Source organism: Psychrobacillus sp. NPDC096389 (assembly GCF_044762855.1).
In the GTDB taxonomy this organism is placed as follows: domain Bacteria; phylum Bacillota; class Bacilli; order Bacillales_A; family Planococcaceae; genus Psychrobacillus.
In genome coordinates this window covers 134,939-148,842 of record NZ_JBIWFB010000009.1, presented here as the reverse complement: position 1 = coordinate 148,842, position 13,904 = coordinate 134,939, and the positions used below count along the sequence as shown (strand labels likewise).

Below are 13,904 nucleotides of genomic sequence, written 5' to 3'. Positions count from 1 at the left end.
TAATAGTTTATTAAATAGAGCAGGAGGGTATATCATATTTAGCTTATAGATTTTATGGTGGATTTGGTTTAGTAACTAAACTCTTCACTAAACGACAAGAATTTACGGAAAATTTACATATTTTTAATTGGAGCTGTAAATTGATGTAATATACTTATTTTTTAAAGGATAGTAAGTTACGCTTGATGCCTTTTAACTACACAAAGTTTAGGCAAAAAAGCCGAAGTATGTTAAAAATAAAATGATAACCTCATGGAGGGATCGGATTGGGCTCTCAATTATTAACTTTTATTAATGATTTTAATTTTTTCATGTTCTTACTATTCGCATTGATGTATTCGTATCAGTTTGTTTATATGATTGTTGCATTTAAGAACAAAAAAAATAAAAAAACTGTAATGGAGAATAGTCATCCCAACAAATACGCAGTAATCATCGCTGCTCGAAATGAAGAACTCGTCATTGGACAACTGATCAAAAGCATAAAAAACCAGAAGTATCCCAAGGAATTGATTGATATTTTCGTTGTAGCAGACAATTGCACGGATGATACAGCCAAGGTTGCAAAGAGTGCTGGGGCAATCGTTAAGGAGCGCTTCAATAAGGTTAACATTGGAAAGGGATATGCTCTCGACTTTATGATCAAAATTATCGAAAGGGAATATTCATTCAAAAAGTATGAAGGTTATTTTGTGTTTGATGCCGATAATCTCCTTGATGAGAATTATATAGGAGAAATGAATAAAACGTTTAATAAAGGTTATAGGGTAATAACCAGTTATAGAAACTCCAAAAATTATGACCAAAATTGGATTTCGGCAGGTTATGCACTCTGGTTCCTACATGAAGCTGAATATCTCAACCTTCCAAGAATGGCTCTTAACACTAGTTGTGCAATATCTGGAACAGGGTTTTTGGTACATGCTGATTTGATCAAAGGCAATGGAGGTTGGATTCACCATCTCCTTACAGAAGACATTGAGTTTTCCGTTTCTCAAATAATTAAAGGTGAAAAGATTGGATACAGCAGAAATGCTATGTTTTATGATGAGCAACCGGTCACCTTTGATCAGTCCTGGCATCAGAGGCTACGTTGGGCAAAAGGGTTTTACCAGGTCTTTGCTAAATACGGAAGTAGTTTGCTTAGAAATACTTTTCGAGGGCAACATAATCGGTTTTCATGTTTCGATATGACGATGACGATTATGCCGGCAATGCTCGTTTCCAGTTTTAGTATGATGGTAAATGGCTTATTCTACCTAACTGGTATACTAGGATTTTTTGATGGGAAAGAGATTATCCATGCAACTACAATGGTGTTATTAAATTCCTTCGGCTGGTATTATGGAATTCTGTTTACACTTGGATTTATTACCACTTTGACAGAATGGAAAAAAATCCATTGTTCGGGCTGGAAAAAGATTGCTTATACATTTACTTTTCCATTCTTTATGTTTACTTATATTCCGATTTCTATCGTTGCTCTTTTTAAGAAAGTTGAATGGAAACCAATTGCTCATACAGTAGTGAAATCGTTGGATGATGTACGCTAATGGCTAAAAGGATGATGGCACTTCTCCCGTGAATAAAGGAAAGACCCATGGATTCTCCTATCCATGGGTCTCTTCGTTGTTATAATTTGTATCGAAGTATTAAGCCATTTAACTCTTCGGCCAATTTGGCAAGTTGCTCGGCGCTGCCAGCGACTTCCTCCATGGAACCACTTGTTTGTTGGGATGAAGCGGAAGTTTGCTCTACTCCAGCGACTGCTTCTTCGGTGATAGAGGCAATTTCCTCAATCGATCCTCTCATTTCTTGGCTGTTTGCTGCGATGTCCGCTAAGTTCTCGGAAACAGTCTGAATATGCTCAGCCATTGCCGTTATAGCGTGATTGATGTTAGTAAATGTCTCATTCGTGCGTTGAATTTGCTCTGTTCCTTTTTCTACTTCTTCATAACCAACTAGTAGTGATTCTGCTACAGAACTAGACTCTTGTTGGATACTCCCCACGATGCTTGTAATATCTGTGACTGAAATGGAAACTTGTTCGGCTAGTTTTTTCACTTCTTCAGCGACCACAGCAAAGCCTTTTCCGTGTTCTCCTGCTCTCGCCGCTTCAATAGCTGCATTTAACGCCAATAGATTTGTTTGGTCGGCGATACCTTTTGTTACTTCAACTAACTTGGAGATTTCTTGGGTTTGCACATCCAGTCCTCGGATTTTCTCTACAGATTGCTGCACGATTTGATCGATTTTGACCATTTGTTCATTGGATGCAGACATTAAACGGCCGCCCTCTGCAGTCATCTTTAAAACCTCTTCGGACGATTGTTGAATGTTTTCTCCTTTTTCATTCGCTTCTTCTACCTTAACAGTGAATGACTCCATTACTTCGGATAAGCTGCTCGCATGTTTGGCTTGTGATTCTGAGCCAGCAGCCAATTCATACATCGTTGTCGCAATTTGATAAGTGGCTGCTTTCACTTCAGTTGCGGATTGAATCAGTTCTTCACTTTGACCCGTTACCGTTTTGGAGACGACATTGATTTCGTTTAATAATTGGCGATTATTATCGATCAATTCATTGGTTGCACGGACAAGTTGTCCGGCTTCGTCTTTAGAACGTATGTCGAGAGCTTCTCCAGTTAAATCTCCTTTGGCTATCCTGTTCAAGCGATTTGTTACGGTTTTGAGTGGTTTAGTAATTGTGTTTGCAGTTGTGATTGCTGCTCCCATACTCAGTAAGATTACTAAAACAGTAACAATAATGACTGTACGGAATGTTGTTTCTCCACCTTCGATAATGGATTGTTCAATCTCATTTATCGTTGTTTCACTATCTTTGGCCATTTTTTCATAACCGGCCATGATTTCACGGACCTGTTCGGTAGATGTATTTAAATTGCTTAGAGCGACCTCTTTATTGCCTTTGTCATACTCCTGAAAGACATCTTTATCAATCATCGTTCTCCAAGCAATTGTCTCCTTGATTAATTGATCGAATTCCTCAGTATCTCGTATCTCCCTGATAACCGCTTCATATGCTTTACCTTGTTCCGTATAAGCATTGAAACGATCTTTATAATCCCCGCCGAATAATACATAACCGCGGGCAGTAGATATCCTATTTGCCATTGTCAACGCCATTTGCTCATTAGCGATTAATAGTGGCAGTTCTTTTTCCACAACTTGTTCCGCATCTCGATTACTCTTCAAGACAACAGAAATATTATATATCCCTAATAATAGGACAAGCACTATTACTAGCGAAAACGCGGCTAATAACTTGCTTTTGATACTTTTGAAGTTAAACATTTTACTACATCCTTCTCTCTCTAGTCTTCTTCATACCTGATATTTAAGTATACTAAGTTACTATCGGATGATTTAGTTCGAATTCAAGTATTATTACCAACCAAATTTTATAAGATTGAAAGTTCTGTCTATAAGTACTTGTTGGCCAGAGAAGTAGAGAAGAAAATTATGTATGAATGAAAAACAGTAAAAATCACTGATAATTTTTGCTGTTTTTTATTATGCCTGTGCGTTGGATAAAGAGCGATTAGGAAATAAATGGAAAGTCATAGATGAGCGATTTAAACTCATCCTAAGTTAACTTCCATTTACTAAAATTTTAAATATTTTTAACATTAAGTATGTTGTTTTTAATAAAATTTACAAAACCTTTACAAATGTCCTAATGAAAATTTACACTACACCATTATTCTATTATTAGACAAAATGCGACATAGAAAATTCCTAACATATTTCTTGGAGGTAAGAAATGATTAGTTTTAAAAAAGTAAAAATAGGATTATTAATGCTGTCTATATTTACTATCCTATCAGCATGTACGACTAGCAGTGATGATACGCAAAAGTCAGGTGGTAGTACAGTATCTATTTCGGGATCTACGTCGGTAGGACCGCTTGCTGAAAAGTTAGCGCACAAATATACAGAGGAAGTTGATACAAATATTGAAATAAATCAAATTGGGTCTTCTGCAGGAATTACCAACGCCACTAGTGGAGTATCTGAGATAGGCATGTCTTCGCGAGACTTAAAAGAAGAAGAATTAGCGAATGGTTTGAAAGAAGTTGTGATTGCTTACGATGGAATTGTAGTAGTTACCCATCCAACTAATAAGGTGAAAGATCTGACGATGGAACAAGTAAGGAAAATTTTTACTGGTGAAGTGACGAACTGGAGCGAACTTGACGGAGACGACATGGAAATCGTAGTAGTCTCTCGTGAGGATGGATCAGGATCACGTGATGCATTTCAAGAAATTGTAGACTACAGTTCCGGTAAATTAATAAGAAACGCAATTATCGCGAGTGGTAATGGAAATATTAAAACAACAGTTGCAAACAATAAACATGCAGTCGGCTTTATCTCGTTTGAATATATTGATGAAACGATATCAACAATCGATATTAATGGCGTAGAAGCAACTGCAGAAAATGTGCTACAAGAAAAATACAGTTTGTCTAGACCATTCTTGTTTGTCTATAAAGAAGGACAATTAACAGATGCTGGACAACGATTTATAGATTTTATCCTAAGTGAAGAGGGACAACTCATTGCAGCAGAAGCAGGAGCTATTCCAGTAAAGTAGATCACGAGTGATAAGGAAGACAACGACATAATTTTGGAGGTATAAGGTGTCTATCCCAACAACTAACAAGCAATCCGTAGAAATCGGCAAAGCTAATAAAAGGAAGTATATGTTAGAGAAACTATCACAAAGAGTATTCTTGATTTGTGCACTTCTCTCTGTCATCACTTTATTGTTAATCATTGGATTTGTATTTTATAAAGGAGCTCATCCCTTTGTTGCAGAGGGCTATAGCTTTATAAACTTTATTTTTGGAACTGATTGGGTACCGAGTGAAGATAAATTCGGTATATTCCCAATGATTGTTGCATCTATTTTCGCAACAATTGGCGCTTTAATTATTGGAGTTCCTATCGGCTTATTCACAGCGATTTTCTTAGCCGAAATTGCTTCTAAAAGGATAGCCAGAATTATTTCACCAGCAATTCAGTTACTAGCAGGTATCCCATCTGTATTATACGGTGTATTTGGATTAGCGATCATTATTCCATTTTTACAAGATACGTTTGGTCTAGTGAAAGGACAAAGCTTACTCGCAGTTATTCTTGTGCTCGCAATCATGATGTTACCAACCATTGTAACTGTAGCAGAAACGGCGATTCGTGCAGTGCCACAAACATATAGAGAAGGTTCATATGCCTTAGGAGTATCGCAAATTGGGACAATTTTTAAAGTCATTGTACCAGCAGCTAAATCAGGTATTATGACTGCAATCGTATTAGGGTTAGGACGAGCAATAGGAGAAACGATGGCTGTTATTTTAGTAGCTGGAAATAGTTTAATCGTTCCAACTAGTCTCACAGATAGTGTACGTCCCCTAACAACAAACATTGCATTAGAAATGGGTTATGCATTCGGTACTCATCAAGAAATGTTATTTGCAACTGGAATCGTTTTATTCTCATTTATTTTGATTTTGAATTTTGTGCTAGCAAAAATAAGTGCTAAGGGAGGTAACTAAGATGAGACAATTTAAAGATAACTTGTTACGTGCACTGTTATGGTTATCAGCTTTCTTATCGGTTGCCGTCCTCCTTATGATTGTTGGATTTATCTTTTATAAAGGGATGGGCTTGATCAGCTTTGATTTCATCTTTGGAGATTATTCTCCAGCTGGTGATGGTGGCATTTGGCCGATGATTGTAACAACTGTATATACAGTCCTTATTTCATTGGTCATTGCAACACCTATCGGAATTTTAGCGGCTGTGTATTTACAGGAATATGCGAAACAAGGACGATTAGTTAGTCTAATACGCTTTGCAACGGAAAGTTTAACAGGGATTCCTTCGATCATATATGGTTTGTTTGGAGCGGTATTCTTTGTAACAACTTTAAAATTAGGTATGTCCATTTTAGCAGCTTCCTTAACCTTAACGATTATCGTGTTACCTGTCATCATTCGAACAACAGAAGAAGCATTAAAAACAGTACCACGTTCCTATCGTGAAGGTTCCTTGGCGCTTGGAACGACAAAATTACAAACATTGTATAAAGTAATTTTGCCAAGTTCTATGCCAGGGATTTTATCTGGAATCATTCTTTCAGTTGGACGAATAGTTGGAGAGTCAGCTGCAATATTTTTAACTGCTGGTACAGTAGCAGCTATGCCAGAGGGTATTTTATCATCAGCTAGAACTTTAACTGTCCATTCTTATTTAGTAACACAAGAGTCTGGTGACATTGAACTTGCTGCTGCAGTAGGTATTGTCTTAATCGTAATTATTTTAGCGATCAATCTTTCAGCAACATATATCTCGAAAAAATTTAACAAAGCAACGAATAAATAAGCGTATGAGAACATGCTGAGCTAACGACCAAAATAACTCAAGTAGGGAAGGTATTTTAGCAGATGGAGCAACGTAAAGAAGGTACATCAATTATTAATGTTAAGGATTTAAATTTATTTTATGGGGAGAAACAAGCGCTATTTGGATTAGATCTTGCTATTCATGAAAAAGAGGTTACTGCTTTGATTGGCCCTTCAGGCTGTGGTAAATCAACTTTTTTACGCACATTAAACCGCATGAATGATTTAATTGATGGTGTGAAAATTACAGGTAATATTGTTATTAATAACGAAGACATTTACAAATCAAATGATGTCATCAAATTACGAACAAGAGTAGGAATGGTATTTCAAAAACCAAATTTATTCCCAATGAGCATTTATGACAATGTTGCCTACGGTCCAAGAATGCAAGGCATTAAAAATAAAAAAGAATTAAATAAAATTGTAGAAGAGAGTCTGCGCAGTGCAGCGATTTGGGATGAAGTACACGATCGTCTTAAAACATCAGCGCTTGGATTGTCAGGCGGTCAGCAACAACGGGTGTGTATTGCTCGGGCTATTGCGATGAAACCAGATATTATTTTAATGGATGAGCCTACATCTGCATTAGACCCAATTTCTACGTTAAAAATAGAAGAACTGATCACAAATATGAAAAAAGATTATACGATTGTCATTGTTACACATAACATGCAACAAGCTGCAAGAGTCTCTGACAAAACAGCATTTTTCTTAAATGGAGAAATAGTTGAATACGATGATACCGATACTATTTTTTCTACACCGCAAGATCAAAGAACGGAAGACTATATATCCGGCCGATTTGGATAACCAAAACTGGAGGGGAAATGAATGATTTTCTTCTCCAGTTTTATTTCTGCTTAGGTAATTAGAAAATTCAATACAAGTGGATAACTAATTGCATGAAACATAAGTAAGTTAAGCCAATTCTTAAAATCGAGCGCAGTATAGGGATACTGCGCGGTATATTGCTCTCTTAGGATCCACTGTGATTTTCGCTGCAGGACGGACGCTTTCCGTGGGGTGAGTGATGAGCCTTCACCGCCGCTTAGGCGTACGTTGTGAAGTCTCATCTTACTCACTTGATCCCTTCGGAGTCGCCGTCCTGCAGCGAAAATCAACGGAAAAAACTTACTTATTAGTGTCCGAAATTAACACTGAATGGTCGAACGAGACAATCTTGCCTTTGAACACGATAAACTAGTCGAGCAGATGCCGACCAACCAGGTTCGACGGGCTTTTAGGCATATTATTCCTATAATACGCCTAAATCATGGCCGACTCAATCCAAGTAAACTTGCTATTGTGAGAAATTAGTTGCTTTCAACTGCAGTTTAGTTGCTCTCATACTGATTTTAGTTGCTTTAATACTAAAATTAGTTGCTTATAATAGCTTTTTGATTGCCCTTAGCCATTCTTTGGGATTTTGGACGCCGGTGTGAAACCCTACAAGAGCGTTAGCGATGTTGCGTCTCGTCACTCGCCCGGCGGAAATATAGCGGTAACTACCTCGCAGTATCACTATTATGTGTGACATCCCATTAACACTAATTATTTCTATTTGCTACATTGGGGCAAAGACAGGTGCTTGCCTATTTGTTCTTATACTAATTACACATGTTCTTGCTGTTTGTATAGGTGAATTTACCGTATCTCTGCTATAATTTAGTAACTGCTAACAGATTAGTGAGAAGGCGAGTTATTAGGTAATATTAGGAGGCTTATAAATGGATAACAACGATATATTAATTCGACTAAGATACGCACTGGATATAAAAAACAGCGACATGATTGAGATTTTTAAACTTGGTGGTATGGAAGTAACGAAAGAAGAACTACCAAAGATACTAACAAAAACAAAAGATGAATACGATGATGAAGTGGATGAAGAGGGCACTGAAGATCAAATAAAATGCACACATAAAATGTTAGATGTCTTTTTGAATGGCCTAGTTACATTTAAAAGAGGTAAGCAAGAACCAAGACCAGGACAACCTGAAGCTCCTACACAACCTGAAAGAAGTGCTAATAATATGCTGCTGAAGAAATTGAAAGTAGCCTTGCAATTAACGACCGAAGATATGCTCGATATATTGGATGAAGGCGGCATTGCAGTATCGAAAGGTGAGTTAGGAGCTATTTTGCGCAAAGAAGGTCATCGAAACTATAAAGTGTGCGGAGATAATTTTGCACGTAAGTTTTTACGAGGATTGGCATTGAAATATAGACAATAATGAGTGGAATTGAACTAAGAAGGGGCTACTTTCTTAGTTCTTTTCGGTTCTTTGAAGGGTAAATATCTTAAAGGTCAATCAACTCAAATCACGAAAATTGAGAATCATTTTTCAAAAATGTATCATTAACTTTGCATATATAAATTACATTGAACTTTTAAGAGGAGGACTCATAATGGAAATCGGTATCACGACATTTGTAGAAACAACAGCAGATGTAGAAACTGGAAAAGTGATCAGCCATGCGGAGCGTATACGGGAAGTGGTAGAGGAAATCGTGCTAGCAGATAAAATAGGATTGGATGTTTTTGGTGTGGGAGAACATCATCGTGCGGATTATGCTTGTTCTGCGCCGGCTGTTTTGCTTGCGGCAGCTGCATCACAAACGAAGCACATTAAACTAACTAGCGCTGTTTCGGTATTATCATCGGACGATCCAGTGCGGTTATACCAAGAGTTTTCAACTGTCGATGCTATTTCCAATGGGCGAGCAGAAATTATGGCTGGTCGTGGGTCGTTTATCGAATCATTTCCGCTTTTCGGTTATGACTTACAAGATTATGATGAGTTATTCGATGAAAAACTAGATTTGTTATTGAAAATTAATGAATCGGAAAAAGTAAGTTGGAGTGGGAAGCATCGTCCTTCTATTAATAATCTTGGCGTATATCCTCGACCTGTCCAAGACCAAATACCTATTTGGATAGCTAGTGGTGGAACGCCACAATCTGCTGTGCGTGCTGGTCTTCTTGGATTGCCGCTTGTGTTGGCGATTATTGGTGGAAGCCCGTTACAGTTTGCACCAATTGTCAATCTGTATAAGCAAGCAGCAGAACAGGCTGGACATGATGTTTCGAAACTAAAAGTAGCTTCCCATTCACATGGTTTTGTAGGGGATACGACAGATAGTGCAATTGAAAAGTTTTATCCACCGACCGCGCAAGCGATGAATGTTTTAGGAAAAGAACGTGGTTGGGGACCATATACGCGTCAAACTTTTGATGCAGCAAGAAGTTTAGAAGGTGCATTATATGTAGGAGACGTAGCAACCGTAGCGGAAAAAATTATTTTCCTTCGTAAAAATGTTGGTATTACACGTTTTATGTTACATACGCCGGTAGGTTCTATGCCCCATGAAGATGTATTGAGAGCTATTGAGTTGCTTGGAACAGAAGTAGCACCAATTGTCAGAGCTGAAATTGCTCGGTGGGAAGCAGAAACAGAAAATACCTTATAATGATAAATCGAAAAACAGAGTGGGGAAAGCAGACTTCATTCTGTTTTTTTTTCACTGCTTAAGAAAAATAAAATAGGAATTTAAGAAATTTCAATAGAATAGATTGTTAATTAGAGGTCAAAACTTTTCAGGCAAGTATGAAATAGAACAGGAATTGAAGGTGAGTTATGGTATGAACGAGGTAATAGTAATAAATGCCGATGAATGCTATAGGCAGGCAGAACAGAAAGCTGCCCATTATTTTAAATCACTTGATGAACAAGTAAAAGAAAAGACATATGTGTCAACTCTTACAGAAGATATACAATTATGGAAGCATAATCATATTCATCATCCTTCTTGGTTTTCCTTGTTTTCTCGTAGAAAGGGCAAATCTACTACTCATGGGTACCACAGTTATATTCAATGGCTAAAGTACACTGGCAAACTAGATAGCTACCTCGACCGGAGTATTTCTTATATTTTTATGCGAGATTTGGGAAAAGCACTTGATTCACCCGATACGGGGAAAAGGATTGGACGTGTAGTGGATAGTTTAAAAAGCCATCTAACAAAAGGTGATACAGACGAGCCGTTTAGCATGGCCAAATTATATCGGATTGCTCAGAAGGAGGGAATTGAATCTAGCTTAATTTGGTTGATCAACAAACTGAGGAAAGTATCTGCGAATATTCCAAATGGGATGGATGCTGAGCATGCCCAGCGTAAACTTATTAAAATTATTGCAGGCGTACTCATGCAAGAGCTGGAAGAGATGGACGATGAAACATCTGCTGAAGAACGTACTTTGAGACTTGGTAAGGCTATTAGGCTTGGTTATTCCTATGGTCTGACTTATCCGTTTATTGATGATCTATTAGATGCCAAAATTCTAACCGATAAAGAAGAACAACAATATTCCAATTTGATTCGTAGCACACTCTTAACAGGAACGGTTCCGGAATTAGGAGAATGGCCCGAAAATAATATTGATTTAATTACATATATTCATTCAGAACTTCGTGAAGCTTATGAGTATATTAAGGATCATCAGCGACAAGAAACAAGAGAAAACTTTTTCGAGCAATCTTATATATTTTTTAATTCCCAAGAAGTGGATAGAGTAAAAGATTTATCGAATGCAAATTACACGAATGAAGAAATTTATATCCCTGTCATTTTAAAATCCTCTTCTTCCCGTTTGATAGTTCGTTCTGTAATCGGTGCTTCGGAAGATAAAGAGTTTGATAATCGGACATTCTTTTATGGCATTTACAATCAATTGGCGGATGACTTTGCGGATATGTTTGATGACATGGAAGAAGGTGCGGTTACACCTTATACCTATTACTTGAAATACCATGATAAACGTTCTGATTTAATAAACCCCTTTGAAATGTACTGGACAGTTATATCAAATTTGATTCATCATGTATATGCCTCAGATGAAAAGACTCGTGAAGTAATTTTAGATCGTGCCATAAACGGATTAAAACGATTTAAAGAACGAGTGGGCACTGAAAAATACGATGAAATCATAAATTTATTTGCTTCTGGGAATCCTTCATTCAATAAACTGATTCAAGACATGGTTCGTAGAGCAGATGATGTGGATTTCTTTGATAAACTACTTCGAGACCATATAATTACTACATTGAAAAATGAACGAAAAGAACAAGACGACTTTTCAAGTACCATTAAAAAGGTACGCCAGCAGATTAACGAAAACCTATCTATTCCTCAAAAAGAAAATATGTCGTTGATGGAAGAGTCTATAGTAGAAGCGGCAAATTACAGCTTAGAAGGGGAAGGAAAGCGATTAAGACCGATTATTACTTGGTTCATAGGTGTAAACGCATATGGACTACAACATTCAGCAATCGAACCGCTATTAAAATCATTGGAATATTTGCATACTGCCTCTTTGATCTTTGATGATTTGCCGTCCCAAGATAATGCATCTACTCGCAGAGGACGTTCCACCGTACATGAGGAGCATAACATTGCCGTTGCTGAATTGACTGGCCTTTTCCTAACGCAAAAAGCTCTAGAGGAACAAACATTTCTTGATCAGTTCGATTCGGATACTGTCCTTAGGTTAATTCGCTATTCCGCGCAAGCAACAGCGAATATGACTAGAGGGCAAGCGATGGATTTAAATTCCAAAGGCAAACAATTGACGATAGAACAATTAAGTACGATGTGCTTTTATAAAACTGGTCTAGGATTTGAAGCTTCCCTCCTAATGCCAGCAATTCTCGCCGGGGCAGAAGAATTAGAAATGGACGCATTGAAAAAGTTTGCTCGTCACGCAGGTATAGCATTTCAGATTAAAGATGATCTTTTAGATGTGGAAGGGGATACTAATTTACTTGGAAAATCCATTGGCAAAGATAAGGAAAATAAAAATTCCACATTTGTTTCCATATTAGGTATTGAAGAAGCTAAAAAAGAGATGTGGGAAAATTACTGTATTGCAATGGAAACGTTGGGAGAAGTACCACGTAATATGGCATTTTTAAAACATTTTTTAAATTATATTATAAATAGAGATTATTAAATAGTCATTCTCATAAAATAAGGCAAGGTTCTCTGATTTCGAAAATTCGGTTATCATATAAGAGGGGAGATGAAAAAAGGGGGAAGTAATCTTGGTATCTGGAAACCTATTTAATCATAAACTTCTAGATGTAGTATTCGAGAATGCAAACTATGGAACAATTATCATTGATAATAATGGGAAAATACAATATATAAGCAATAAATATTGCGAGTTTCTGGAAGTAGAGAGAGATGATATCATTGGGGGATATATCGTCAATCATATTGAAAATACGAGATTACATTTGGTCGTTCAAACGGGAAAACCGGAAATGTCAGATTTACAATTTCTAAGGGGAAGTTTTGTTATTGCAAATCGAATCCCGATCTTTGAAAATAAGGAGATAATCGGTGCGATTGGGACGATTATTTTTCGCGACTTAGATGATTGGAAAAAAATGAATAGTAATATTAAAGAGCTATTAGCAAGAAATAATCTATATACACCTGAAGTAATTCAAGCAAATGGGGCAAGGTATTCTTTACATGATTTAATCGGCAATTCTTATGAGATGAACGAGCTAAAAGAGCGTGTAAAAAGAGTGGCTGGAGGAGACATCTCCGTGTTAATAAGAGGCGAAAGCGGAACGGGAAAAGAAATAATTGCACAAAGTATTCATCAACTAAGCCTTCGTAGTAGCAAACCCTTTGTCAGTGTGAATTGTGGATCGATTCCAGAACATCTCATCGAATCGGAGTTGTTCGGCTATGAAGAAGGCGCATTTACAGGTGCTAAAAAGGGTGGAAAAGTAGGGAAGTTCCAAAGCGCGGATGGAGGAACTATCTTTCTAGATGAAATTGGGGATATGCCGCAGCATATGCAAGTCAAATTACTCAGAGTGTTACAGGAGAGAGAGTATGAACCTGTAGGAGCAGCACAACCTAAAAAGGTAAATGTTCGTGTAATAGCTGCAACTAATCGACCATTAGAGAAAATGATCGAAAACAGGGAATTTCGGGAAGACCTATATTATAGAATAAACGCAATTCAATTAGTCAGTCCTCCCCTTCGCGAGAGAAAGGAGGATATCCCGCTACTGATCCATCATTTTTTTGAAAAAGCAAAAGCACGAATCGGAAAACGGGTGAATTCCATACATGATGATGTATACCAATTGCTAAGAAATTATAGTTGGCCAGGAAATATTAGGGAACTAGAAAATGTAATGGATGCGGGTGTCCATTTATCTAATGAGGATGTAATGGAAATTGATGCATTACCGGAATATATAAAAAGGGATTCTGAGAAAATCCAAAACAAAACGTTAAAAGAAATAGTGGAAGAAACGGAAAAAAAAGAAATTGAAAGAATGTTAAAGTCTTGTAAATTCGATAAGAATCGAGCAGCAGAAGCACTTGGAATTAGCAATTCAACTATATATGAAAAGATTAAAAAGTATGGAATTACTGTGTAATTCAATA

General features: G+C 37.1%; 10 protein-coding genes. 9 read left to right on the top strand and 1 reads right to left on the bottom strand.

Annotated features, from left to right (window positions below; translation table 11 throughout):
• Positions 1-266: 266 nt before the first annotated feature.
• Positions 267-1,553 carry a glycosyltransferase family 2 protein gene (locus tag ACIQ38_RS19040; RefSeq protein ID WP_402826798.1) on the top strand — a complete coding sequence of 429 codons (1,287 nt, stop codon included), beginning with the start codon at positions 267-269 and terminating at the stop codon, positions 1,551-1,553.
• A gap of 79 nt (positions 1,554-1,632) precedes the next feature.
• On the opposite strand, the gene ACIQ38_RS19035 is transcribed toward ACIQ38_RS19040, so the two are convergent.
• Entirely contained in the window at positions 1,633-3,315 is a 1,683-nt protein-coding gene (locus tag ACIQ38_RS19035) for a methyl-accepting chemotaxis protein (protein WP_402826795.1), read from the bottom strand.
• Positions 3,316-3,784: 469 nt separating this feature from the next.
• On the opposite strand from ACIQ38_RS19035, the gene ACIQ38_RS19030 reads away from it, so the two are divergent.
• From ACIQ38_RS19030 to ACIQ38_RS18995, 8 genes are all read left to right on the top strand, one after another.
• A complete protein-coding gene (locus ACIQ38_RS19030; protein WP_402826792.1) occupies positions 3,785-4,618 on the top strand; it encodes a phosphate ABC transporter substrate-binding protein in 834 nt (277 codons plus the stop codon).
• A 46-nt stretch (positions 4,619-4,664) separates the two neighbouring features.
• Complete coding sequence (gene pstC, locus ACIQ38_RS19025) at positions 4,665-5,579, top strand: phosphate ABC transporter permease subunit PstC (RefSeq protein ID WP_402826789.1); 915 nt, start codon at positions 4,665-4,667, stop codon at positions 5,577-5,579.
• Between the two features lies 1 nt (position 5,580).
• Complete coding sequence (gene pstA, locus ACIQ38_RS19020) at positions 5,581-6,408, top strand: phosphate ABC transporter permease PstA (protein ID WP_402826786.1); 828 nt, start codon at positions 5,581-5,583, stop codon at positions 6,406-6,408.
• Between the two features lie 62 nt (positions 6,409-6,470).
• The gene (gene pstB, locus ACIQ38_RS19015; RefSeq protein WP_402826783.1) at positions 6,471-7,241 is read left to right on the top strand and encodes a phosphate ABC transporter ATP-binding protein PstB; all 771 of its coding nucleotides are present in this window, start codon (positions 6,471-6,473) and stop codon (positions 7,239-7,241) included.
• A gap of 917 nt (positions 7,242-8,158) precedes the next feature.
• The gene (locus tag ACIQ38_RS19010; RefSeq protein ID WP_402826780.1) at positions 8,159-8,665 is read left to right on the top strand and encodes a YehS family protein; all 507 of its coding nucleotides are present in this window, start codon (positions 8,159-8,161) and stop codon (positions 8,663-8,665) included.
• A gap of 175 nt (positions 8,666-8,840) precedes the next feature.
• Positions 8,841-9,902 carry an LLM class flavin-dependent oxidoreductase gene (locus ACIQ38_RS19005; RefSeq protein WP_402826777.1) on the top strand — a complete coding sequence of 354 codons (1,062 nt, stop codon included), beginning with the start codon at positions 8,841-8,843 and terminating at the stop codon, positions 9,900-9,902.
• Between the two features lie 172 nt (positions 9,903-10,074).
• Positions 10,075-12,441, top strand: coding sequence for a polyprenyl synthetase family protein (locus ACIQ38_RS19000; RefSeq protein WP_402826774.1), 2,367 nt, complete (start codon positions 10,075-10,077; stop codon positions 12,439-12,441).
• A gap of 91 nt (positions 12,442-12,532) precedes the next feature.
• Complete coding sequence (locus tag ACIQ38_RS18995) at positions 12,533-13,897, top strand: sigma-54 interaction domain-containing protein (protein ID WP_402826771.1); 1,365 nt, start codon at positions 12,533-12,535, stop codon at positions 13,895-13,897.
• The last annotated feature ends 7 nt before the right edge of the window (positions 13,898-13,904 follow it).

What these genes read in the sequence shown, in the direction of transcription:
- ACIQ38_RS19010 (WP_402826780.1), top strand. Translation starts at nt 8,159, where the DNA reads ATGGATAACAACGATATATTAATTCGACTAAGATACGCACTGGATATA.
- pstB (WP_402826783.1), top strand. Translation starts at nt 6,471, where the DNA reads ATGGAGCAACGTAAAGAAGGTACATCAATTATTAATGTTAAGGATTTA.
- pstA (WP_402826786.1), top strand. Translation starts at nt 5,581, where the DNA reads ATGAGACAATTTAAAGATAACTTGTTACGTGCACTGTTATGGTTATCA.
- ACIQ38_RS19035 (WP_402826795.1), bottom strand. Translation starts at nt 3,315, where the DNA reads ATGTTTAACTTCAAAAGTATCAAAAGCAAGTTATTAGCCGCGTTTTCG.
- ACIQ38_RS19000 (WP_402826774.1), top strand. Translation starts at nt 10,075, where the DNA reads ATGAACGAGGTAATAGTAATAAATGCCGATGAATGCTATAGGCAGGCA.
- ACIQ38_RS19030 (WP_402826792.1), top strand. Translation starts at nt 3,785, where the DNA reads ATGATTAGTTTTAAAAAAGTAAAAATAGGATTATTAATGCTGTCTATA.
- ACIQ38_RS19005 (WP_402826777.1), top strand. Translation starts at nt 8,841, where the DNA reads ATGGAAATCGGTATCACGACATTTGTAGAAACAACAGCAGATGTAGAA.